Annotated in this window: 19 protein-coding genes and 1 pseudogene; 6 read left to right on the top strand and 14 right to left on the bottom strand. The window is 59.1% G+C overall.

The window, feature by feature from the left end; translation table 11 throughout:
* Positions 1-5: 5 nt before the first annotated feature.
* The 11 genes from GGD46_RS09650 to hppD form a co-directional block, all read right to left on the bottom strand.
* Complete coding sequence (locus tag GGD46_RS09650; RefSeq protein WP_246806268.1) at positions 6-1,013, bottom strand: FecCD family ABC transporter permease; 1,008 nt, start codon at positions 1,011-1,013, stop codon at positions 6-8.
* A gap of 23 nt (positions 1,014-1,036) precedes the next feature.
* Complete coding sequence (locus GGD46_RS09645) at positions 1,037-2,041, bottom strand: FecCD family ABC transporter permease (RefSeq protein ID WP_184703673.1); 1,005 nt, start codon at positions 2,039-2,041, stop codon at positions 1,037-1,039.
* A 22-nt stretch (positions 2,042-2,063) separates the two neighbouring features.
* Positions 2,064-3,032 (bottom strand): ABC transporter substrate-binding protein, encoded by a 969-nt coding sequence (locus GGD46_RS09640; protein ID WP_184703528.1) that lies wholly within the window; start codon positions 3,030-3,032, stop codon positions 2,064-2,066.
* Between the two features lie 114 nt (positions 3,033-3,146).
* The gene (locus GGD46_RS09635; protein ID WP_184703527.1) at positions 3,147-4,424 is read right to left on the bottom strand and encodes an ABC transporter permease; all 1,278 of its coding nucleotides are present in this window, start codon (positions 4,422-4,424) and stop codon (positions 3,147-3,149) included.
* Positions 4,421-5,107 (bottom strand): ABC transporter ATP-binding protein, encoded by a 687-nt coding sequence (locus GGD46_RS09630; protein WP_184703526.1) that lies wholly within the window; start codon positions 5,105-5,107, stop codon positions 4,421-4,423. The genes GGD46_RS09635 and GGD46_RS09630 overlap by 4 nt, the downstream gene beginning before the upstream one ends.
* 5 nt (positions 5,108-5,112) lie before the next feature.
* Positions 5,113-5,577 (bottom strand): hypothetical protein, encoded by a 465-nt coding sequence (locus tag GGD46_RS09625; protein ID WP_409527670.1) that lies wholly within the window; start codon positions 5,575-5,577, stop codon positions 5,113-5,115.
* Between the two features lie 73 nt (positions 5,578-5,650).
* Complete coding sequence (locus GGD46_RS09620; protein WP_184703524.1) at positions 5,651-7,408, bottom strand: alkaline phosphatase; 1,758 nt, start codon at positions 7,406-7,408, stop codon at positions 5,651-5,653.
* Positions 7,409-7,615: 207 nt separating this feature from the next.
* Positions 7,616-8,251 carry a maleylacetoacetate isomerase gene (gene maiA / locus GGD46_RS09615; protein ID WP_184703523.1) on the bottom strand — a complete coding sequence of 212 codons (636 nt, stop codon included), beginning with the start codon at positions 8,249-8,251 and terminating at the stop codon, positions 7,616-7,618.
* Positions 8,248-9,273 (bottom strand): fumarylacetoacetate hydrolase family protein, encoded by a 1,026-nt coding sequence (locus GGD46_RS09610; protein WP_184703522.1) that lies wholly within the window; start codon positions 9,271-9,273, stop codon positions 8,248-8,250. Before GGD46_RS09610 ends, maiA begins: the two co-directional genes overlap by 4 nt.
* A 122-nt stretch (positions 9,274-9,395) precedes the next feature.
* Complete coding sequence (gene hmgA, locus GGD46_RS09605) at positions 9,396-10,757, bottom strand: homogentisate 1,2-dioxygenase (protein ID WP_184703521.1); 1,362 nt, start codon at positions 10,755-10,757, stop codon at positions 9,396-9,398.
* A 58-nt stretch (positions 10,758-10,815) separates the two neighbouring features.
* On the bottom strand, positions 10,816-11,925 hold the full coding sequence (hppD, locus tag GGD46_RS09600; protein WP_184703520.1) for a 4-hydroxyphenylpyruvate dioxygenase: 1,110 nt from the start codon (positions 11,923-11,925) through the stop codon (positions 10,816-10,818).
* A gap of 130 nt (positions 11,926-12,055) precedes the next feature.
* On the opposite strand from hppD, the gene GGD46_RS09595 reads away from it, so the two are divergent.
* From GGD46_RS09595 to GGD46_RS09575, 5 genes are all read left to right on the top strand, one after another.
* Positions 12,056-12,559 (top strand): Lrp/AsnC family transcriptional regulator, encoded by a 504-nt coding sequence (locus GGD46_RS09595; protein WP_184703519.1) that lies wholly within the window; start codon positions 12,056-12,058, stop codon positions 12,557-12,559.
* A 234-nt stretch (positions 12,560-12,793) separates the two neighbouring features.
* Positions 12,794-13,444 carry a methyltransferase domain-containing protein gene (locus tag GGD46_RS09590; RefSeq protein WP_313206293.1) on the top strand — a complete coding sequence of 217 codons (651 nt, stop codon included), beginning with the start codon at positions 12,794-12,796 and terminating at the stop codon, positions 13,442-13,444.
* Positions 13,445-13,679: 235 nt separating this feature from the next.
* The gene (locus GGD46_RS09585) at positions 13,680-14,393 is read left to right on the top strand and encodes a hypothetical protein (RefSeq protein ID WP_184703517.1); all 714 of its coding nucleotides are present in this window, start codon (positions 13,680-13,682) and stop codon (positions 14,391-14,393) included.
* Between the two features lie 156 nt (positions 14,394-14,549).
* Entirely contained in the window at positions 14,550-15,854 is a 1,305-nt protein-coding gene (locus GGD46_RS09580) for a flagellar hook protein FlgE (RefSeq protein ID WP_184703516.1), read from the top strand.
* 1,011 nt (positions 15,855-16,865) lie between these two features.
* Positions 16,866-17,858 carry a murein L,D-transpeptidase catalytic domain family protein gene (locus tag GGD46_RS09575; protein WP_184703515.1) on the top strand — a complete coding sequence of 331 codons (993 nt, stop codon included), beginning with the start codon at positions 16,866-16,868 and terminating at the stop codon, positions 17,856-17,858.
* A gap of 498 nt (positions 17,859-18,356) precedes the next feature.
* Here GGD46_RS09575 and GGD46_RS09570 read toward each other — a convergent pair whose 3' ends face one another.
* Positions 18,357-18,692 carry a hypothetical protein gene (locus GGD46_RS09570; protein WP_184703514.1) on the bottom strand — a complete coding sequence of 112 codons (336 nt, stop codon included), beginning with the start codon at positions 18,690-18,692 and terminating at the stop codon, positions 18,357-18,359.
* A gap of 103 nt (positions 18,693-18,795) precedes the next feature.
* On the opposite strand from GGD46_RS09570, the pseudogene GGD46_RS09565 reads away from it, so the two are divergent.
* Positions 18,796-19,607: pseudogene (locus tag GGD46_RS09565) on the top strand (IS5 family transposase).
* Here GGD46_RS09565 and repC read toward each other — a convergent pair.
* Entirely contained in the window at positions 19,604-20,917 is a 1,314-nt protein-coding gene (gene repC / locus GGD46_RS09560) for a plasmid replication protein RepC (protein WP_184703513.1), read from the bottom strand. The pseudogene GGD46_RS09565 and the gene repC overlap by 4 nt on opposite strands.
* Positions 20,918-21,071: 154 nt before the next feature.
* Entirely contained in the window at positions 21,072-22,073 is a 1,002-nt protein-coding gene (repB, locus tag GGD46_RS09555; RefSeq protein ID WP_184703512.1) for a plasmid partitioning protein RepB, read from the bottom strand.
* Positions 22,074-22,078 lie beyond the last annotated feature (5 nt).

The following is a 22,078-nucleotide window of genomic DNA, read 5'->3' as shown; positions in this document are numbered from 1 at the left end:
CGACCTCAGGGAATTTTTCTTAAGAGGACAAGCAGCACGGGCACACCGACAATCGCGGTAACCACGCCGATCGGCACTTCCTCCGCCCGCCCAACGAGACGGCCGATCAGGTCGCCCAGAGTGACGAAGATGGCACCGAGGACGACCGTCAAAGGCAGAACCAACGGAAAATGCCGGCCGGCAAGGAACCGGGCGAGATGTGGAACGACAAGCCCGACGAAGACGATCGGCCCGACGGCACCGACCGCGCTTGCCGCAAGGGCGCAGGAAACCAACAAGACAGCGGAGAACTGCCGGCGATAGGCAAGGCCGAACGAACGGGCGACCTGCGCATCGAATTGCAGCATGACTACGGGCCGATAGATCACCGGCAGAACAAGCAGGCCTGCAATGGTGAATGGCAGTAGAAACAGCGCATGATCCCAAGTGCGTGCGTAAAGACTGCCCGAAAGCCATTCGAGAATGATCTCGATGCGGGCCGATCCCCAGCCGGCGATAAGGCCGACGGCAAGCGCATGCAGGACCGCGCCGATGGCAATGCCGCAGAGCGTGATCCGCAGGGGGCTGAGTTCAAGCCGGAAGGCGAGCAGATAGATGATGCCGCCGGCGATCATTCCGCCAGCAAGCCCCGCAACCGGAAGCCACGCGATCGGCAGCTCCGCCACCGTGTTCTCGCCAGGATTGAAGATATAGACCGTAAACAGCAGGAACAACGTGACGGTCAACGTCGCACCTTGAGACACCCCCATCAACGAGGGATCAGCGAGCGGATTTCGCGTAATTGTCTGCAAGAGCAGACCGGCGACGCCGAACTGAACGCCGGCAAGGATACCGGTGACGATGCGTGGCAGCCGGATATCGAGAATGATCGATTGTGCCTCGGGCGAGCCCCTGCCGCTCAAGACAGCAAGCACATCGGCCGCCGGCAGATCGACGACACCGAGGAAGGTCGCGGCAATCAGGGACAGAAGCGCGATGATGATGACGACCGGCAGTATGCCTCTTCGCGGCATATGGGGGAGGTGAGCGTCAACAGTCATAGACCATGCCCCCTGACTTGCAGGCGGCCGCGCTGGATGAGGTAGATGAAAACAGGGCCGCCGATCAGCGCGGTAATGATGCCGACGGGCAGTTCCTTCGGGATGGCGACCGTGCGGGCGATGAGGTCGGCGACCGTCACGATCAGCGCTCCGATGGCGGCGCAAAGCACGATTTCCCATGCCGCACCGCGCGGCTTCAGCATACGCGCGATATGCGGCGCCGAAAGCCCGACGAAGGCGACCGGCCCGGCAACCGGTGCAACGCCGGCGACGGGACAGATGCCGAGCACGAGCAGCACCGGTTTCCAGAGAGTGAGCTGCACACCCATGCTGGCGGCGGCGTGATCGCTGAGTGCGAACATGCCGATCACACGATGCAGCGCCAAGGCGCCCCCAACGCCGATGACAACCCAGGGAAGCATATAGCTAAGATGCGACCAGGAGCGTCCCTGAAAACCGCCGGAGAGCCAAAACAGAAGCGATGACGATTGCGGCCCGGTCAGAAGCAGCACGTAGATCGTGATTGCACCGAGGAACAGCGAGAGGCTGACGCCGCCGAGCGCCAAATGCAATGGCCGCCCCTGCCCGCCCTTGGAGACCCAGAAGGTGACGGCCGCTGCCGCCAAGCCGCCCGCAAGGCCGACGAAGGGATAGAGGGCGGAGGACAGCCAGGGGAGGAAAACGAAACAGCAGACGATCGGGGTAATCGCGCCGGCCGTGACGCCGGTAATTCCGGGATCGGCAAGGGGATTTCGGGTCAAGGTCTGCAGGAGATAGCCCGAGACCGCAAGCCCGGCGCCGGCAACGGCTGCGGCAAGACTTCGCGGCAGCCGCAGTGTCCAGACAAGAATGGAATCGACCTTGCCATCCGGGTTTAGAAGAACGCGAATGGCATCCGAACCCGTCAGGACTTTCGCGCCGGGCAGCAGGCCGATGAAGACGATGAGCAGGGTCGCGGCAGCGAGGAGTGCGATCACCACCAGTGATTTGCGGGTATCCATCGCCGCCACGGCCCGAAGCATTTTACTTCTGAATTTCGGCAGGAATGATCTTGGCGGCTTCCGCCCTTACATCGACGGCCGGGAAAGCATCCGGATAGAGATAATGCGCGGCCTCGCGCAGCACGATTTCGCGTGCGATCGGACCATTGGTCTCGACCCACTGATCCCCGACATAGAAAACCCGCTTGTTCTTGACGGCGGTCAGCTCATGCCAGATCGGGTTGTTCTCATGCGGGCGATCCGGACCGGAGTCGTAGATGAACAGGACTTCGGGGTCCTTTTCCAGCATGGTTTCGAGGCTCAAATCGATGCCGAAGGGGCCGCTTGGCGTCTTTGGCCCGGCAATGTTGTCGCCGCCGATGGCGGCAACGATCGAGGCAGCGGTGTTCTCCGTATGGAAGGCGAAGGGCGTCTCGCCGCCCCACATGATCGCAAAGCGTGGATGCACATTCTTCGGCGCCTTGGCCGAGATCTCATCGAGGTGCTTGTGGAAATCGGCGTTGAGCTGCAACCCACGCTCTGGCTTGCCGAGGATCTTCGAGAATTCGGCGATTTCCTTATCGCTCTCGGTCAGGAGCTCCATGTTGTAGGCAACATAAGACGCGATCTTTTCCAGCTGTGGCGCGTTGCCGACCGTATAGCGGCGGATCGCGACGATGAGATCCGGTTTGGCCTGCGACAGCAGTTCCAGATTGGGTTTGGCACGCTGGCCGATCTGCGCCATCTGCGAAGTCAGGCCGAGGAGGAAATCCGGCTGCCGGCCCGCCGTCATATAGGTGCTGGCGACCGGCTTGATGCCAAGGGCGAGCGCAACATCATCGGCAAAATAGGAGATTGCGGCGATCCGCTTCGGCTGTGCAGGCACCTCGACCTTGACACCGCGATCGTCCGTCACCGAAACGGTTTTTTCATCCTCTGCTACAGCGGAACTGGCTGCCATTACGGCGAGCAGACCGAAAATTGTTGCGATTTTACGGGCGCTGTTCGCCATCACGGGATCCTCTATCAGATGCGCGAGATGGCTTTAGTCAATAAAGAAGAGTTTTGCAATCCAGTTTATTTTCGCTACTCTTCATGAAGCCGCGGCACGCGACGCGCTTGGTCGTCATGCGCGCAACGCAGCGGCGGGGCTGGCGCGCAAGGCGCTGAAAGCAGGCACAATGGAGATGAGGGCGGCAACCGCCAGAAAGCCGCCGATGAGCCACACATCGTCAAGCGCGAAGCAGACCGGCAAGCGGACAGCAGTCGAGGCAGCCAGCCGCGCCGAGATAGCCAGTGCTGCGACGTAGCCAAGCGCGATTCCCAATGCGATACCTGCCGTAAACAGAATGAACAGTTCGCCCCAAACGATTCCCACGATCGAACGGACAGGCGCGCCGAGCGCGCGCAATGCGCCGATCTGTCGCCGCCGTGCACCGACATGCATGACCGTGACCAGCACGATGGCGGCGATCACGATCCCCTGCGTACCAAGCGCGATTGCCAGCAACAGGCTACGGGCATCGCCCAATGTCGCATAGAGCCTTGTCAGTACTTCGCCAGGAAAGACACCGAGCGTGGCTCCCGTTCGATATTCCTGCCGAAGCCGGTAAGCGTCGGCAATCGTTTTCGGTTTGACGAGAACGGCCGGCACACCGGGCGCCCGCGCATCGAAATGCTCGTCAAGCGGCGCATCGGCATCCACATGGCCGTGGGCATGGTCGTGACCGTGACCTTGCTCCTGCGATACAGCTCCATGCTGCTCAGCCTCGTCATGCTCGTGGTCATGATGCTCCTGCGCATGCATGCCGTGCAATTGCCAGACGGCGCGGATCGGCACGAGGATCGCCCGATCCCAGGCTGTGCCCGTCGGCCCCATGCGGCCGGTAACCTTGTAGGCAATCGCCGTATGGGTTTCGCCGCCGGTTTCGGCCGTGCCATGCATTGGCTTGATTGCAGCCCCGACCGGCAAGCTAACATCCGAACCGACGACCGCCTCGCCGAGACGCGCGAAAAGCACGCCCTGCGTCAGAGACGGTGACAGCGCTGAAATCAGCTTCGTCGTGGTGCCGACGATCGGGAAGCCATAGGCGGAATCGCCGAAGCCAACGGGCGCCGCCAGTTCGACACGCGGATCACCGGCGAGGCGCGCGAGAACGGCGCCCTCCATCAGCGGCAACGGCGCAGGCTGCAGAAACACGGCAGAGAGCGCCAGCTGGATCTCGCTTCCGGCCGCTCCGATAAGCAGGTCGAACTTCTCGGCGGCCCGCGCACTTCCAAGACGGACGGCGCGTTCCTGGAGTGTCACGGTAACGCTCAGCGCAATCGACAAGGCGATCAGCACCACGACGGCAAGTGCCCCGCTCCAGAAGCGGCGCAGATCGGCGAGAATGAAAGTCATCATTGCGCGGCAACCTCTCGGCTGTCTTCCTCGATGCGACCACTTGTCAGTTTGATCCGGCGTCCCAGACGCTCTGCAAGCGCGTCGTCATGCGTAACGACGATGAGTGTCGCTCCCTCTTCGGCGGCAAGCTTCAGCAGAAGCTCCGCAACCTCGCCCCCCGCCTGGCGATCGAGACTAGCCGTCGGCTCGTCCGCAATCACGACGCCCGGACGCTGCAAAAGGGCGCGCGCAACGGCAACGCGCTGCATCTCTCCCCGCGACATGGTTTCAATCCTCTGCGACGAACGGACAATGCCTGTCGCAGCCAGCAGATAGGAGGCGCGGTCGCGCTCGGCCGATGTCAGACGGTGGGAGAGGCGAATCGGAAGCACCACATTCTCGAAAGCGGAAAGGCCTGGGAACAGATGAAAATCCTGCATTACGAGGCCGATGTTGCGGGCGCGGAACGCATCGCGCTTTCCGGAGGAAAGACGCGCCATCTCATGGTCGTTCCAGCGAATATTCCCCCGCGTGATGGTCTCGAGGCCGGTTATGGCATTGACGAAGGTACTCTTGCCGGAGCCCGAAGCGCCGGTGATCGCAAGCCGGCCACCCGCCGGCAGGTGAAACCTTTCGATGGCCAGCACCGGCTCGGCCAAGCCTGGAAACTGCATTTCAAGCGCGGAAATATCGAGTGCAAGCATAGGCGTCAGACAGTCCTGAAAGATGCTTCCCTGAGGCGCAATTGGCTGATGAAGCCGGTCTCCGGATCCGTCCACGAGCCGAACTCCAACACGCCCCGCGCCACGATCGGCGCGTTGTATTGTACGAAGGTCTGCTTGGCCGAGAGATAGACCACCATGATATTGTCGGGCCAATCGGCATCGGACGAGCAGAATGGGCAAAGCGACATCGGAATTTCCGTCAGCACGAAGAAGGCAGCCTCCGCCTTCAACGGCGGCGCCATGAAGCCGCTGATCGCGACATCCTTGCCTTTCAACTGCTTCACCTTGTCGGAGAATTCGAGACCAAGCGGTCCGAAGCTTTTGTAGAGCTCGCCAAAGCCCAGCTTCTCGGCGGCCTTCAGGCTGATGGCAGGTCCCATCATCGGCAGCGCGGCAGCGGCGGTCAGCAACGCCCGGCGGCTGATGCCTACGGTCTTTTTCTGAGACAAGAGACCCCCCATAAACTGTCGAGGGACAGGCGGCCTTTGCGCCGCCTGTCCCAATTCGCCGATATCGGCAGGCTTACATCTTCTTCTCGGCGCCGAACGCGAAGGTGTCGGCCAGCACGCGATAGACGTCGCTCTGTTCCATGTAGCCGCGGAAACCGTCGGCACCGGGGCCGGCAGCCTGCAGAACGATATCGTCTACAGCGTGAACGCCGCTATCTTCATCCTTCGGAAGGTTGCCCTGAACGAAGACGGCACCGGGCACGTCCTTGTAAGCCTCGTTCGCAACATATTCCTTCTTCTCGTTCTGGATCGCCGGAACGAACGGGCCGTCGAGCTTCGGACGGAAGGTCTCGTAGTGATCCGGGCCGTTGTTGGCGGCGAGGAACAGGCGGCGGGAAACGTCGACGCGATCCGGATAGCCATCGCCATCCTTGTCTTCGTAGTTGGGGAAACCGGCGGCAGCATAAGTGCCGACCTTCTCGCGCATTTCCGTACCCGGCTTGTTATCGTCGACGGTGCCGATGATGGAGACGCCATGCGTATGATCGCCGGTGACGACGACGAGCGTATCCGGGTTCTTGGCCTGGAATTCGCGCGCAACAGCTACGGCCTTGTCGAACTCGATCGTGTCAAACAAGGCGCGATCCCAATCGAGCGGATGGCTCATCTTGTCGATGGATGCGCCTTCGACCATCAGGAGGAAGCCTTCCGGGTTCTTGGCGAGCTTGTCGAGCGCAACCTTGGTCATGTCGACGAGGCCCGGCTGGTTCGGGAACTTGTCGACGGTGCCCTTCTTGAGGAACTCGCGGTCAAGCGTCACGTCGAGGTTGCCGGTGTGGAAAAGACCGAGCAGCTTGTCCTGGTTGGAGCCTGCGGCGGCAGCCAGTTCGTTCTTGTCGGTGGCAATGGCGTAGCCGGCATCCTTGAAGAGCGCGATGTAGTCCTTGTCGTCCTTACGCTTGGAACCGGGTACGCTCTTGGCCAGGAAGTAGGCCGAGCCGCCGCCGAGCAGGACGTCCGGCTTGACGTCGTACATCATGCCAACGATCTCAGCCTTGTCGCCGCGCTTGCGGGTGTGGGAGACGAGCGCTGCCGGCGTCGCGTCTTCGACTTCGGCAGTGGTTACGATGCCGAGCGACTTCTTGCCGGTGCGGCGCAGTGCTTCGCCGATAGTTTCGACCTTCGGATCGTCAAGGCTCGCCGGCGTACGGTCGGCATAGACGCCGAGCGCGTTTACGGCGGACTTGTGACCGGTCATGTAGGCCGACATGGTGTTGGCGCTGTCGGTCGCGATGGCGGACGTCGAGGAGGTGCCGATGAAGGCGACCGGCGGAACGTCGTCCATGGCGAGACGGCCGTTGGCCTTGCCTTCGGTCATGCCCTTGGACATGATGCGGGCGCCGGTGCGATGCGCAACCGACAGACCGTCGCCGAGCAGGAAGATGATGTTTTTGGCCTTGGGCGCGGCCGACGTGCCGTAGACTTCCCAGTTGACCGACTTCTTCTCGTCGCCGGCTGTAACCTCAACCTTGTACTGGCCAGGCTTGGCGATCTTGATGCCACGCAGGATCAGTGCCGATCCGAGGACCTTGTCCTCCGCACCCTTTTCCTCGACGACGAAATTGGCCGTCTTGCCGAGTACGGCGTCGTAGCTCTCGCCGTTGATCGTGACTTTCACGTCTTCCGGCTTGACGACCTTGCTGAATTCAACCTTGAAATCAAAGGGCGAGCCGACCAGTACCGTTGCCCGGTCCAACGGATAGATCGTCGTGGCATTGGCCGCCCCCGACAGCACGGTCGCCGCCAGCATGGAAAGAAGAAGTCTACGCATTGAATACCCCCGCGTCTTGGTTACTTCCTCCTCTCCCTTATAAAAGCCGTATGACAATCGCATAAAAAACGGGCGACTTTCTGCAACCAGCAATTCCAAATGGAAACTTGCTAAGGAATGCTGATTGTATGGGCAGCACCCAAAATGGTGGAATGAATCGACAGTTGCTGCCGACCATGGGACGGCAGCAGATATGCCCGAGATCCTTCACTCAGGCTTGGCGCGGTCCGGATGCGCCGCCTGAAAGCCAGACAGTTTGGCGCATCTGCCGTCGATCTCGACGATGCGCCCGAGGTCGGTCAGATCAACTCCCCAGCGGCGAGCATTATAGACTTGAGGGACGAGGCAGATATCCGCCATGGTCGGCGTATCACCATAACTGAAGGCACCGTCAAACTTGCTCAACATATGCTCGAGCTTGCGAAGTCCATCGGCGATGAAATGCCTCATCCATTCTTCGCGAGCCTCTGCCTTTTCCGTCAAAGTCGCGACATAGGCTGCGACGTGCATATTGCAGATGGGATGAATGTCCATGGCAACAGCATAGGCAAGCGCCCGCACATGCTGGCGGTCTGCAATACCTGCCGGCAACAGCCTGCGCTCCGGCCGAAGCTCCGCAAGATACTCAATGATGGAGAGCGACTGCGTCATCACCTGCCCATCGATCACCAGCGTCGGAACAAAGCCCTGCGGGTTAAGCTCCAGATATTCGGCGCTCGTTTGCTTGCCTTCCAGCAGGTTGATCGGCACCGTCCTGTAGCCGATCCCGAGCATGTTGAGCGCGATGCGAACACGATAGCTCGCCGATGACCTCCAGTAGTCGTAAAGAACGACGTCGTTCATCTCGGCGAAGACCCTTCGTATTTCTGCACGGTCTGTTCGATCGCACCGAAGATCGAATGGCCGGCGCGATCGAGCATTTCGATGCGAACTTGATCGCCGAAGCGCATGAAGGGCGTCTTCGCAGCTCCGGTCTCGATCGTCTCGATCATGCGGATCTCGGCTATGCAGGAATAGCCGTCGCCACCATTTTCGACCGGTTTGCCCGGCCCGCCATCAAGCTTGTTGGACACAGTCCCCGAGCCGATGATCGTACCGGCAACAAGGTTGCGGGTCTTGGCCGCATGCGCAACCAGTTGCCCGAAATCGAATGTCATGTCGACGCCGGCATTCGCCCTGCCGAAGAGCTTGTCGTTCAACACGACGCGCAGCGGCAGGTGCAGCTTGCCGCCATCCCATGCGTCTCCCAACTCGTTGGGCGTAACCGCGACCGGGGAGAAAGTTGAAGCCGGCTTCGACTGGAAGAAGCCGAAACCCTTTGCCAGTTCCTGCGGGATCAGGCCGCGCAGCGACACGTCGTTGACGAGCATCACCAAGCGGATTGCCCGTCGGGCAACTTCGGGGCTGGAGCCCATGGCGACATCGCCGACGATGACAGCCACCTCGCCTTCCATGTCGATCCCATAGGCTTCGTCGGCAGCGGCAATCGGATCGCGCGGCGCAAGGAAGCCATCCGAGCCGCCTTGATACATTAGCGGATCGACCCAGAAACTCTCGGGCATCTCGGCGTTACGTGCTTTGCGCACCAGTTCCACATGGTTGACGTAGGCCGAGCCGTCGGCCCATTGATAGGCGCGCGGCAGCGGCGATGCGGCATCGTGCTCATGAAACCGGATCGTCGGCTGGGCACCCGTTTCGATCCCTTCGGCAACACGCGCGAGCCTCGGCGCCACATGCTCCCAGTCATCGAGCGCTGCTTGCAGGGTGCGGGCGATATGACCGACCTCGGAGCAGAGGGTGAGATCGCGCGAGACGACGACGAGCCGGCCGTCTCTGGTGGAGTCTTTCAAAGTCGCAAGCTTCATGTTCCGGTTCCACTGTCAGAGAATGCGGCAGGCCTAAAGAGCCAAACGCGCTTTAGGCCCCTAATTTTTCGCATGTCGTTGCCGCAAGACCGCTTCACACTTTTGCGCGACATGCTCTGTCTTCACTTGATACCCGGCGTGCCGTCAAATCTCCGCTCCAGCTTGTCCCAGCACTCCAGATAATCGTCCTGCAGCGTTTCGAGCTCGGCCGCGTATTTTGTCAGCTGCTGCGGAAACCGGGTCTCGAACATGAAGGCCATGGTGTGATCCAGCTTCACGGGCTTCAGCTCCGAATTGGATGCTTTTTCGAAGCCGAAAGCGTCCGGTCCATGCGGAAGCATCATATTATGCAGGCTCATACCACCAGGCACGAAGCCCTTTTCCTTCGCATCATACTGGCCATGGATAAGGCCCATGAACTCGCTCATGATGTTGCGATGATACCAGGGCGGACGGAATGTATGTTCGGCCACCAGCCAGCGCGGCGGGAAGATGACGAAATCGACATTCGCCGTGCCGACACTTTCGGTCGGAGCCGTCAGCACGGTGAAGATCGACGGATCCGGATGGTCAAACAGGATGGCACCCACGGGAGAGAAGGTCTGCAGGTCGTATTTATAAGGTGTGTAGTTGCCGTGCCACGCCACCACATCGAGTGGCGAGTGGCCGATCTCGGTGACATAGAATTTTCCACACCATTTGACGTGCACGCGGCAAGCCGTCTCCTTGTCTTCGAAGGCGGCAACGGGCGTCTTGAAATCACGCGGATTGGCCAGGCAGTTCGCGCCGATCGGCCCGCGATCCGGCAATGTGAACTTGGCTCCGTAGTTCTCGCATATATAGCCGCGCCAGACCTTTTCATCGCCGAGGCGCGAGACCTTGAACATCATCCCGCGCGGGACGATGCAGATTTCAGAGGGTTCGACGTCGATGATGCCCATCTCGGTGAACACCCTGATGGCGCCGACTTGGGGAACGACGAGCAGCTCGCCGTCTGCATTGAAGAAATAATCGTCGACCATGTCCTCATTGAAGACATAAGCGTGGGCAGCCATGCCGGTCTGCGTCAACACATCGCCGGCAGTCGTGATCGTACGGATCCCTTCAAGGAAGGTCAGCCGCTCTGCGGGTGCCGGCAGCGGATCCCAGCGAAGCTGGCCGAGCGGAAGCGAGTGGTCGTCGAGGCAGGGCGCGGTTTTCCAAAGCGGATAGGAGGCGTTCGAAAAGCGTCGTGTGTGGCGCACGCTGGGACGGATGCGATAGAGCCAGGAACGTTCGTTCGTTCCGCGCGGTGCCGTGAACGGCGAGCCGGAGAGCTGTTCGGCATAAAGACCATAATTGCACTTCTGCGGGCTGTTCTGACCCTGCGGCAGTGCACCGGGCAGCGACTCCGTCTCGAAGTCATTGCCGAAGCCGGGCATGTATTGCAGCTTTTCCGTCGCCGTTGCCTGGCGGTCGGAAGCCTTCGGTATCGTTTGGTCCATCGCTCAACTCCTCCCGGAAATGCTGGCGACCCGGTGCACGCACCGGGTCGCATAAGGATCACTCGGCCGCAGTGCCGATGACGCCGCGCTTGATCTGGTCGGCTTCGATCGACTCGAAGAGAGCCCGGAAATTGCCTTCGCCGAAGCCTTCGTCGCCCTTGCGCTGAATGAACTCGAAGAAGATGGGGCCGATGACGGTCTTGGAGAAGATCTGCAACAGGATCTTCGTCATGCCGCCATTCACCACGCCTTCGCCGTCGATCAGAATACCATGCTTCTTCATGCGTTCGATGGGTTCTTCGTGCCCATTCACGCGCGCAAAGGACATATCGTAATAGGTCTCCGGCGGGCCGGGCATGAAACGCAGACCATTGTCGGCAAGTGTATCGGTCGCCTGATAGATATCGTCAGTGCCAACGGCGATGTGCTGGATGCCCTCGCCCTTGTATTTCTTCAGGAATTCCTCGATCTGGCTGGTATCGTCCTTCGATTCATTCAGCGGAATACGGATCTTGCCGCAGGGCGAGGTGATCGCGCGGCTGACCAGACCGGTAATGCGGCCGTCGATGTCGAAGAAGTGGATCTGCTTGAAATTGAACAGATCGCGGTAGAAGTCCCACCACTTGTCCATATTGCCGCGGAAGACATTGTGCGTGAGATGGTCGAGATAATAGAAGCCGACGCCTTCGGGACGCGGATCGTGCTCGCCGATCCAATCGAATTCGGCTTCGTAGGCCGAGCCCTTCTTGCCGTAGGTCTCGACGAAATAAAGCAGCGAGCCGCCAATGCCGACGATTGCCGGAACATCAAGTGCCTTGTCGCTTCCTTCATAGGGAACGGCACCCTTCGAGACGGCATGGTCGAAGGCGTGCTTTGCGTCGACGACGCGCCAGGCCATAGAAGGGGCGGCCGGACCATGGTCTGCGATGAAGCAAGCCGCATGGCTGCCAGGCTCGGCATTCAGGATGTAGTTGATGTCGCCCTGACGCCAGACAGTGATGTCCTTGGTCTTGTGCTTGGCGACCGGAGCATATCCCATGCGCGTGAAGAGTTCGCGCAGCTTCTCGGGCTCGGGATGAGCGAATTCGACGAACTCGAAACCGTCGGTGCCTGCCGGGTTGTCGGCGGTGATTTCGGACGGCGGTGCGTCATGCGGGAAAGGACCCATCTTTTCCTCCTCGGAAGGCCAAACCTTGATGATGCAAAGTATGGCTCCAAACGCGCGCAATGTGCTTGCATTCTTGGTGCGAGGCGCAAATATTATACACGATCTGTGAGAGTTTTGGAAGTTTTACGCAATGGATGAACAACTCGACAAACTGGATCTGCGGCTGCTGGAGGAACTCCAGAAAGATGGCAGACTGACCAACAATGAACTGGGCGATCGCATCGCCCTCTCTCCGTCGCAATGTTCCCGGCGACGCACGCGGTTGGAGGCCGAAGGCTATATCCGCAGCTATCAGGCCAACCTCGACCGTCAGAAGCTGGGCCTGGACATGCTTGTGGTCATATCGGTGACGCTTGCCACTCACAATAGAGACAATGCCCGCCGTTTTTCCCAGCTGATCAACGGGCTGCCTGAGGTGCTGGAAGCCTACGCGCTGACGGGCGAGATGGACTATCATCTGAAGGTCGCAACCCGCGGGCTCGCCGGTCTGTCGAGGTTCGTCAACGATGTGCTGTTGCCTCACGAGTCCGTACAGCATGTCAAGACATCGATCGTCCTCGATACGCTCAAGACCTTCGAAGGTTTTCCGGTGCCGGCCTCACACGGCTGGCACGGCGATGGCGTGCGATCATAGTCGCAAGCGGCTCGATGTCGGGCCTGCATTGGACATCAACGCCGGCGGCCACATGACTTTTTTAGACCCTGCGCCGGCCACCATGGAGGCGTATCCCTACCAATCCCTCTTCAATCGTGCTTGAAGGAAGCCTTCCTTCGCACGGACGGGTGAGGATGGGATCTCATGGCATATGCAGAAGAACGGATACGATATTTTGACGGATTTGCCGACGTCTTGCTCCGATGCCACCACGTGTATCGCCCAAGTATGGCGTCCATCGCGCTACGCAATGCGGTCGAAAGCCGGCGTCAGATCGAGGTGTTCGACTACGTCAATTCGGCGGATGCATTCACGCGCGCTTTCGGAATGCGAAATACGCTGAAATGTCTCCGGGCACTGGCCAATCTTGGAGGCAGAATCCACGGCTATCGCAGAGTATGTGACCTTGGCTGCGGCTCAGGTGCATTCAGCCTCGCCTTTGCCTATCTCGCAGACAATCCCAATCTTGAGCTTCACGGATTGGACGCGTCGGAAATCCAACTCTCGCTCGGTGAGCAACTCATGTCAGCCGCGAGGCTTCCTGGACGGATCGAGTTCGAACGGCGGAACCTGCCCACACAGATCGGCTACCTTCCCGATCTCACGATCTCCTCCTACTGGTTTTGTGAGAACGAGCACGTCATTCTCGATCCCGTGCTGTTCGATCTCATGGTCGGCAGAGAAATGCTTGTTGTCGACTATGAGAAGATCATCGACCGCGTCGCCAACTGCCTTCCGCGAGGCTTTCGCATTCTCGGACGACACAGCTCGAGCGTTGATATTCCTTCGGCGCTCACCGAATTCGTCGCCCAGGAGAAAGCAAGCGTCCACAGCATCCATATCGGCCGGATGGAAAATTGGTAACGGCATAGGTGAGCAGTTTCCTGGCAAGGAGTGCTCGAAAACCCATCCAGCTCGCCGACGGCAACACATTACATCAAGCCCAATTGCCACTTAGGTGTGTGAGAGGAGCGATCCGGGCTTGCCGTCCGCCAGGTTTTCTCCATTTTGATCATCGACATGGCCGACAGAGACTCCGCAAGACCGGAGCCTCGCATCCTGCTTCCATAGAGCTTCCCGCACAAAGGACTTATCGCTCATGACCTTCCGCGCTTCGACACTCATTCGAGCTATAACTCTTACCAGCGTGGCGGGAGTGGCGCTGGGTGCGCAGCCTTCGATGGCACAGGATCTGCCTGCTGCCTCACAATGGCCCGATACCGCGACGGCACGCGTCGAAGCCCTTGCCGTTCTCCAGACGCTGAATGCCGACCTTCTCAGCAATGCCAGCGCCACGCTAACGCTCGACCGTTGGTGCGCGACCCACAAGCTGGCACCAGCTGGAGCGAAGATAGTGGCGCAGCGCGTGCGCGGACAGGACAAACCGGCCGACGCCCAAATTCGTGAAACTCTGGCGGTCAAACCCGATGAGCCGGTCGCTTATCGCCGCGTTCGCCTCGCCTGCGGCGACCGTGTCCTGTCGGAAGCAGACAACTGGTATGTGCCGTCCAGATTGACTGCCGACATGAACGAGGCGCTGAACTCAAGCGACGTCGCCTTTGGGCGGGCAGTACAATCTCTTAACTTTACCCGCACGAATCTGTCGGCCAAACTGCTCTGGCATCCGCTTCCGGAGGGTTGGGAGATGGCAACGGACTTTTCGGCATCCACGACAGCATCCCTCGCCTTGCCGCCGCTCCTTCTTGAACATCACGCGGTGCTGAAGTTGCCGGACGGCACGCCCTTCAGTACATTGGTCGAGAGCTACACGCGAAGCGTGCTGGATTTTCCGGCGCCTACGCTGCGGCAATAGGGTTGTCTTCAGATCCTGACGGCAGGAGCCGTCTCGCCACAACGCACGCCATGGCTGTGCGAGATTGCCTCAAGCTTGCGCCGCACCGGGAAAAAAACCAGCTTCACACAAGTCACTCCGGTTATCGTGGCGGCATCAGCAACGTGCGAGGAACCAATGAGCATCTTTGGTAGCATGAAAACGGCGATTTCAGGCATGAATGCGCAGGCGAATCGCCTCAGCACCGTGTCCGACAACATCGCCAACGTCAACACAACGGGCTATAAGTCGGCGAGCGCCAGTTTTTCGTCATTGATTCTGCCCTCGGGCGGCGGCAACTACAATTCCGGCAGCGTAGAGACGAATATCAGCTATTCCGTGTCGAAGCAGGGCGATACCATATCGAGCTCGTCGAACAGCAATCTGTCTATCCAGGGTGCTGGTTTCTTTGTGGTGCAGGGTGCCGACGGCAAAACCGTTTTGACGCGTGCGGGCGACTTCACCCCCGATGCGAACGGCAATCTCAAGAATTCCTCCGGTTACACGCTGATGGGCTATTCCTATGCGTCGGGTGCACCGGCAGTCGTGGTCAACGGTTTCGATGGCCTTATTCCGATCAACGTCAACCAAAGCGGCCTTGCCAATTCTCCGTCGACATCGGGCAGCTTTACCGGCAACCTCAACTCGAATGCGACGGTTGTGTCCTCGGGACTGCCGAGCGCGAACACCGCGCCGGTGACCGCCAATACCCAAAAGAGCTCGGTTGTCGGCTATGATAAGCTCGGCAACACCGTTATGTATGACATCTATTATACCAAGACCTCGGCTGCCAGCCCCGGCAACCCCAGTGCCACCCCACCGGTCCCGGCAACACAGGACAAGTGGGAAGTTGCCGTCTACCGCAATGCCGACGCGGCGACGGGTACCGGCTCGTCCTTCCCCTACTCGTCTGGCCCCGTTGCCACCAGCACGCTGACGTTCGATGCAAACGGCAACATGACGGGTGGTGGCAACTTCACGATCACCGATCCGAAGACCGCCGGATCGATCGCGATGGATCTGACCAAGATGACGCAGAAGGCCAGCGACTTCAGCTCGAAGGGCTCGACCAACGGCCAGGCGGCAAGCCCGGTCACCGGCGTTACCATCGACAAGAACGGCGTCGTCTACGCCAACTACAAGACCGGCGATCCGAAGGCGATCTACCAGATCCCGCTGGCAACCGTCTCAAGCCCGGACAAGCTCGAACCTCTCAGCGGCAACGTCTATCAGCCAAGCGCCGAATCCGGCGTCACGGTTACGAGCTTCGCCAACAGCAACGGCCTTGGCTACATCCAGTCCAATTCGCTGGAAGCCTCCAACGTCGACCTCGCCGGCCAGCTTACTGATATGATCCAGGCGCAGAAGAGCTACACGGCCAATTCCAAGGTCTTCCAGTCGGGCGCCGACCTGCTGGACGTCCTCGTGAACCTTGCACGCTGATCTTTCCATCGATCAAGAAGAGAGGGCCCCGAGGGGCCCTTTTTTGTTTTGCACTATAGCGGGCGTTCGCCAATGGCTTGCTCGCCGGTCAACATGCCTCGCAGTTGTTGCCGCCACGGGCGCAAAGGACAATAACCAATCATTCGGACGGAATATGTCAACGTCGCGCAGACTCCGGGGCTGTGCTTCTCGCCATCTTGCTTGCACAGATCGGTTTCGTCGCAATGCTGGCTATCCGGGCTCTCAAACCCAATCGGTACGGTCCCGCTATCAAGACAATCGAAGAGCGGCCGCTCTTCACGCGCAGACGGCTCATCGTTTACATCGTACGGTCAGCCATATTTCTCGTGGTCTCGGCGGTATGCGCCCATCTGCGAACAACAACGGCCGTTTTTCCGGGTTCCACCTCGATCGTTGAAACCAGTTGCATCAGTCCTTTTCCAGGCAAGTATCGGCTCGATCGCCACCAACTGAAAACGGTCCTCGGTCACGATTCCTCATGGTCTGGCAAACGTCCGCTGGAGTCGACTTATCTGACGATCACGCAAGCCAAGGCCGATTTTCATTCACCCTGCCGGACGCCCTGCTTCTCAGGAACTCCTCGAACTGGTTCCGGAGGCAATGGCCGACTGCGCTCGCTGCAGGGTTAGTCTTCGCGGCCGATAGGTTTGGAACTCTCATGGCTATCTGGAGGGCCGGTATTGCCGTTTAAAGCTGTAACGCGGCCATACGAACATCAATCGCCTTTCTGGTCGAGAGTTAGCCACATTTGCGCCGCTATGCGCTCGGAATTGTTGGCAGGGAAACTGGACGCGACCTGATGACAAACACACGATGTCTATCGTGGCCGTCGACATTTTCCATGGCCGTTAGGATCTCGTTCAGCAAAACAGAGCACAACTATGATTTCTGGATACGGCCACACGACAGCCGAGCTTGTGGGGCAAGCATACCGTCGACCGCCGTTCTTTGCGGCACCGGTCCCAAGCGTCTAACAGGAGATCGAATTCCGTGCGGTTGAAATATGCCCCTCTAAGCATCGTCAGGATGCTCAGCCTTTGCTCTGTCGCCATCATCGTCGCAAACGCGCCCCCTGCCCTTGCCACAGAGCAGCTGCCGGATATTCCGACATGGCTCACGACACATGTCGGCCAGGCAGACGGTCAGATTGCGCGCCCGGTTCTGCAAAGAGCCCGTTCCCTCTACATGCGGAAGGTGAGCGAGGGCACAGTCAGAAACCCCTGTTACTTTGCGATGGATGCGACGCGCCCGAATGATCCGGCTGACGGAGGCAGGTTCTACATCGTCTGCGAGGCCACGCAGACATTCCGCGTTGTCTCGTCTGGCCACGGCAGCGGCCGCGATCTCAAGGGCGTCGCCGACTTCGGCAACGGTCGGATGTGCGCCAAGAATTTCGGCAATGCGATGGATTCAAACCTGACGACAGGCGGCTCCTATCTGACCGAGGAAACGAAAACGACCTTCAAGGGCTATTATCGGGGCTCACAAACGAAGGATACGGCCTATCTTCGGACCTTCTTACAGTTCGATGGCGAGGGCGAGACCGCGAACGCGCGCCAACGTGCGATCGGCGGCCATGCGGCAGCGAAAGTTGCCGGTGTGTGCATGAAGAAGGACCCACAAAGCCCCTATGCCAATCGCGAGGGGTATGTTCCCCTGGGCAAGCTGGTGGAATATGCCGGGGGGCGCAGCGATGGTTGCACCAGCTGGTCGGCCTCCGACGCCAATCAGATCATCTCCATGGTCAAGGACAATCCGACGACGCTCTACATTTATCCGGAGTCCAAGGACATCAGTGCCGTCGCAAAGGCTGCCGCTGCTGGCCGGTCGCCGTCGCAGGCTGGTTTGTACTGGAACGATACCTGCATGAAGCAAATCCGGGCGCCGAAGTTCTGGTCGAAGGAAACGCTGGAGCCGGTCATCGTGCAATATAAGAAGGATCACCCGGCGCCACCTGCCCGTCCCATACCGATTTGCGAATAGGAACTGTGGCAACCGCATCGGATCTATTTATTGGATGCCGCTGCAAAGCGGCGACGTTATCTTCGGATGATCCGCGGGCAAGCGACAGCGTTACGCAAACCCCCATGATCAAATGCGCGTCCTCGCATGGACTTTCTGACGTAAATCTGCGATAAGAATGCAAGATTTACAGAGGGATAAGGGGTTTTTCACCTCTGTTTTGCGCCTTTCTGGCGAATTTTAGCCATCCTCCATCTGATTGATTTTCTTACAGTAACATTCCTAAGCGGAAGTTATTCGATACTTCTCTTCCATCAGGTCTATGCAAGGTGCGGACGCTCGTTCGCCAAACAACTATTTTGTCGTATGAGCGGTCATACATCGCTGTGTACCAAACCTAATCGGTCCGCCAGGTTAAGGCTGAGGCTTACTCTGTTACGAAGCCGCAAAAACCTGGAATACGAGTGGACTAGGCGGCGTGGACAAATTCCGATGAGGGGCGAGACCCACCGGTGACGCTCAAGCCGATGGGGCCTCTGCTGCCTTCTCGATGATCTTTCGTGTCAAATACTCGTAGATGCCACGCTGCCGACTGTCGTTCTCGACGATCTCGGCGGCTTTAATGACATAGTTTGCTTTCAGAGCGGCATTGGCGTCGGCAAGGCCGGCTTGGATTGCGGGTATGACCTCTTCAGCAGTCAAGCGCTCGTGATGCCGACACTCGCCAACCGGAGGAAGCACAGTGACCGCAAATTCCTGCGGGCTTCCCCGCCCAACAGTCAGGCGAAGCATGTTGTGTGTTGGGCCGGTGATATGCTGCGCGGTGAAGGTGCCGTCTCGTTCAGTGATGTGCATATGAACCCCTTGGGACGAATATAGCACACTGGGCCGCCTGATCCATCGCACGGCACCCGACCCAGTAGAAAAGAGACCCCATCATTGACGCACCCGAAAAGGGTTGATTCAAGGCTATCTTTTGGAGGCAGGATTGAGCCGGGGCGATCTCACCGAAGCAGAATGGCGCATTTTGAAAAGCTTGCTGCCAATCGAGCCCGAGAACCGTGGCCGAGGCAGGCGCCCGGAGCAGAACCGCGCTGTCATCAACGGAATCCTTTGGCGCCTCCGGTGCGGAGCGCCATGGCGCGACGTTCCGCCCAAGTATGGGAGCTGGAATACCATCTACCGGCGGTTCCGGCGATGGTGTGAGGCTGGGGTCTGGGAGACCGTTGCCGTGACGCTGGCCGAGATCATGGCGGACAGCGGCCACTACAGCATCGACAGCACCACCGTTCGCGCCCACGTCTCGGCAGCGGGCGGAAAAGGGGGACTCATCAACGCGCTCTTGGCCGCTCGCGGGGCGGGTTCACCAGTAAGCTTCACTGCCTGGCTGATGCACTCGGAAGACCACTCGCTTTCCAACTGACGGTCGGCGAAGCGGCAGCTTGCAAAGCCTATAGCGCCCTGATCGGCCTGCCCGAGCGTGCACCTGACGCTTTGCTCGCCGACAAGGGCTATGACGCCGACGCAATCCGTGCCGACCTTGCCGAGCGGAATATCGAGGCCGTCATTCCTGGCCGGTCAAACCGCCGCGTGAAAATCGAGCATAATCGGACGCTATACAAGCAGCGCAACCGCATCGAACGCATGTTTGGCCACCTCAAGATCAACCGCGCCATCGCCACTCGCTATGATCAACTGGCCAACAGCTTCCTCGGCATGGTCCATCTCGCCACCGCCAGATATTGGCTCAAATTTGTCCACGCGGCCTAGGCTGATTTTCTTGTGTCGGCCTCTGCGTTAGCCCGCAGAAGAGACATCAACATGGGTCCAATCGCGAACTCTCCTTTCTTCGTCCGCCGCGTCAGATCGCGAAGATAGGCGCCGGCAGATTTGATCTGTGAGGTTCGTTGCAGGATACAGGCGATCACCGTTGCCGTGTTCTCGACGCCCATCACCTCACACGCTTTCTGGTGCGCTCCAGGGCCAATCTCAAGCATGGTTCGGACAATGATCGAAGCAGCCGTAAGGTCGCGCCAATTGGTGATCTGGCCGCTGGGACTGTAGGCGGTGATTTCCGGGCAAGCGCGGATGACAAGATCCAGGGGGAAGGTTTTTAGCGACGAGTACCCTTCGCTTACATCTTTTCCACGGACTTGGTTGCCTGGCTCCTGCTCTCCATTCCGCTGAATGAGCTTGTTTTCGGATGGATGGATTACTTGGGTTTTGCTCGGTCTGTCGGCCGTGGACAACGTTGCGTGTTGTTCTACCGGTTGGGCTTCAGATTCAATTATGGATTCGGAGTCTGAATTCTGTATGTGCCGCTCATTTTGATAGTGATTGGCGCTCAGAAATTTTGTTTTTGCGTGCTTTTCCAGTCGGTTGACGATTTCGAGATGCAGCAGATCCAGCTTTTGGAGCAAGAGCTCGAGTTCGGCCATGCTGGGTGAACGTGGAAGGCTGTCGATGAGATGACGGAAACCGCAATGAACAGCGTTCCAGTCGCCGGTGACGGCTTCGATGATCGCAGTTTCGATAAGCTTGGCGACATCCCGCCGGAGCAGGCTGATGCGTTCGCGAAGCGCCTGGACGTGCAGGCGTTCGGCCACCACCTCAGCAGCGAGATGTTCGATCTCGTCGGCGCGCGAAAGAAGAGGTGCAAGCGAGAAGCCGTACGCCTGGTGAAGATCCCCTGCCCGGGTTCTGCGCGCATAACGCTTGCCGTTGGGACTGTCGCGACGGACGATGAGTCCAGCCTCGACAAGAGCCGCAAGGTGGCGCCGGATGGTTTGCTCCGCCATGCCGTGCGCGCGAAGAGACAATTGCGCGTTCGAAGGGAACACGACGAGGTTAGCATCATCCGAAAGCTCTATCTTCGGATAGAAGCTCAAAAGCGCGTTGAGAACGGCAAGCGCTCGATCAGTGATACCGAGATGAGGCTTGGCTTCGCAGAGCGCACGATAAATCTTCCACTTGTCGACCGATTTGACTGGCTCATCATGCCGGGCCCTTCTTTGAGCTACCAACATGGCAAGCGTCATCGGCCGCCGCCCGAAGGGCGTCGTCACATATTCAGCTTCCATTTTCTTTCACCTACGTTGAGGCAAAAGAAATCTGCTCACCAAAACGATGCCAAAGACTCTTGACTGTGATTCGTGGAAATGCGATTCTGGATGTGCTTAAGATCGAGAAGGGCTTCCACGACGACGTCGCTTGGGGGCCTTTTTCTTTTGCTGCTTACGTTTCCTTTCCTTGTTGGAATTCGTTGAAGAGAGATTGCAGTCTCTCCTGCACAAACTGATCGAAGCCAGGAGCCGCCTTACTGTCGAAGACAAAGGTGGCACGAGCCGGCGTTCTCTTAAATGTCACAGGCACGCCAGATATGGTCGACGGAACGGTCTCAGGCTTCACTGAAGCGGGCTTGCCGATCGCCAGAACCATGGCCTGCTGGAAGCGCTCATCGCTCGACAGCTTACGGCTGTTGTCCGCGGACAACTCGACGATGATCGGCTCATGGGCGACGCCTTCGAGGCGTTCTCCCAATTCAAGCCAACGCCTGCGACCGATATCCGGAGCCGGGCCAATTGCGCTGATCAGCGCCAATGGCACCTGTCTCATCACGATAAGCATTTTCGACAGTGCAGCCTTATCGACACCCAGCGATGCCATGATGATATCCCGGCCGAAATCACGCTGCTCCAGCCGCAACGCGAAAAGCGCTCGCTCGATGTACGAAAGGTTCGTACGTGCGCTGTTTTCCTGCCCCTGGCTTACGACAAGCTGATCATCGGTCAGCTGCCGAATGACGGCACGAACCTTGATGCCAAGCTCTTTCGTGGCAGCGAGACGGCGATGGCCGTAGGCAACCTGATAACGCCCCTTGGTTTCCGGATGCGGTCGCACCAGAATGGGAACCTGCTGACCATGCTCGCGGATCTGCTCGACAAGTTGGCCAAGCTCGACGGGATCGATCTCAAGGCGATCGGTAACGAAGGATCCATCAATCAGATCGGTGTCGAGTTCAACGATGGTCTGGCCCTCGGCCAGCTGTCGTTCAAGATCGTTTGCCCGCTCCATCTTCTCGGTGATGTTGCCAAGTGTTCTAGTGATCCCGCCCACGGGGCCGCCGGCCCTCGCTTGCGGCAGAAAGCCGGCTATGGGGCGGTTATCCTTCGATGCAGAAGCATCTGTGCGCACCGTATTCGGAGCGGAGATTTCAAGCAGGTTTTTGCGCGCCATCTATT

This window comes from Martinezella lusitana (assembly GCF_014207095.1).
In the GTDB taxonomy this organism is placed as follows: domain Bacteria; phylum Pseudomonadota; class Alphaproteobacteria; order Rhizobiales; family Rhizobiaceae; genus Rhizobium; species Rhizobium lusitanum_B.
Note: the sequence above shows the minus strand (reverse complement) of the source record. Positions and strands in the feature narration are given on the sequence as shown.

Coding starts and splice junctions, on each gene's coding strand:
- GGD46_RS09650 (WP_246806268.1), bottom strand. CDS start 1,013: ATGCCGCGAAGAGGCATACTGCCGGTCGTCATCATCATCGCGCTTCTG.
- GGD46_RS09645 (WP_184703673.1), bottom strand. CDS start 2,041: ATGGATACCCGCAAATCACTGGTGGTGATCGCACTCCTCGCTGCCGCG.
- GGD46_RS09640 (WP_184703528.1), bottom strand. CDS start 3,032: ATGGCGAACAGCGCCCGTAAAATCGCAACAATTTTCGGTCTGCTCGCC.
- GGD46_RS09635 (WP_184703527.1), bottom strand. CDS start 4,424: ATGATGACTTTCATTCTCGCCGATCTGCGCCGCTTCTGGAGCGGGGCA.
- GGD46_RS09630 (WP_184703526.1), bottom strand. CDS start 5,107: ATGCTTGCACTCGATATTTCCGCGCTTGAAATGCAGTTTCCAGGCTTG.
- GGD46_RS09620 (WP_184703524.1), bottom strand. CDS start 7,408: ATGCGTAGACTTCTTCTTTCCATGCTGGCGGCGACCGTGCTGTCGGGG.
- maiA (WP_184703523.1), bottom strand. CDS start 8,251: ATGAACGACGTCGTTCTTTACGACTACTGGAGGTCATCGGCGAGCTAT.
- GGD46_RS09610 (WP_184703522.1), bottom strand. CDS start 9,273: ATGAAGCTTGCGACTTTGAAAGACTCCACCAGAGACGGCCGGCTCGTC.
- hmgA (WP_184703521.1), bottom strand. CDS start 10,757: ATGGACCAAACGATACCGAAGGCTTCCGACCGCCAGGCAACGGCGACG.
- hppD (WP_184703520.1), bottom strand. CDS start 11,925: ATGGGTCCTTTCCCGCATGACGCACCGCCGTCCGAAATCACCGCCGAC.
- GGD46_RS09595 (WP_184703519.1), top strand. CDS start 12,056: ATGGATGAACAACTCGACAAACTGGATCTGCGGCTGCTGGAGGAACTC.
- GGD46_RS09585 (WP_184703517.1), top strand. CDS start 13,680: ATGACCTTCCGCGCTTCGACACTCATTCGAGCTATAACTCTTACCAGC.
- GGD46_RS09580 (WP_184703516.1), top strand. CDS start 14,550: ATGAGCATCTTTGGTAGCATGAAAACGGCGATTTCAGGCATGAATGCG.
- GGD46_RS09570 (WP_184703514.1), bottom strand. CDS start 18,692: ATGCACATCACTGAACGAGACGGCACCTTCACCGCGCAGCATATCACC.
- repC (WP_184703513.1), bottom strand. CDS start 20,917: ATGGAAGCTGAATATGTGACGACGCCCTTCGGGCGGCGGCCGATGACG.
- repB (WP_184703512.1), bottom strand. CDS start 22,073: ATGGCGCGCAAAAACCTGCTTGAAATCTCCGCTCCGAATACGGTGCGC.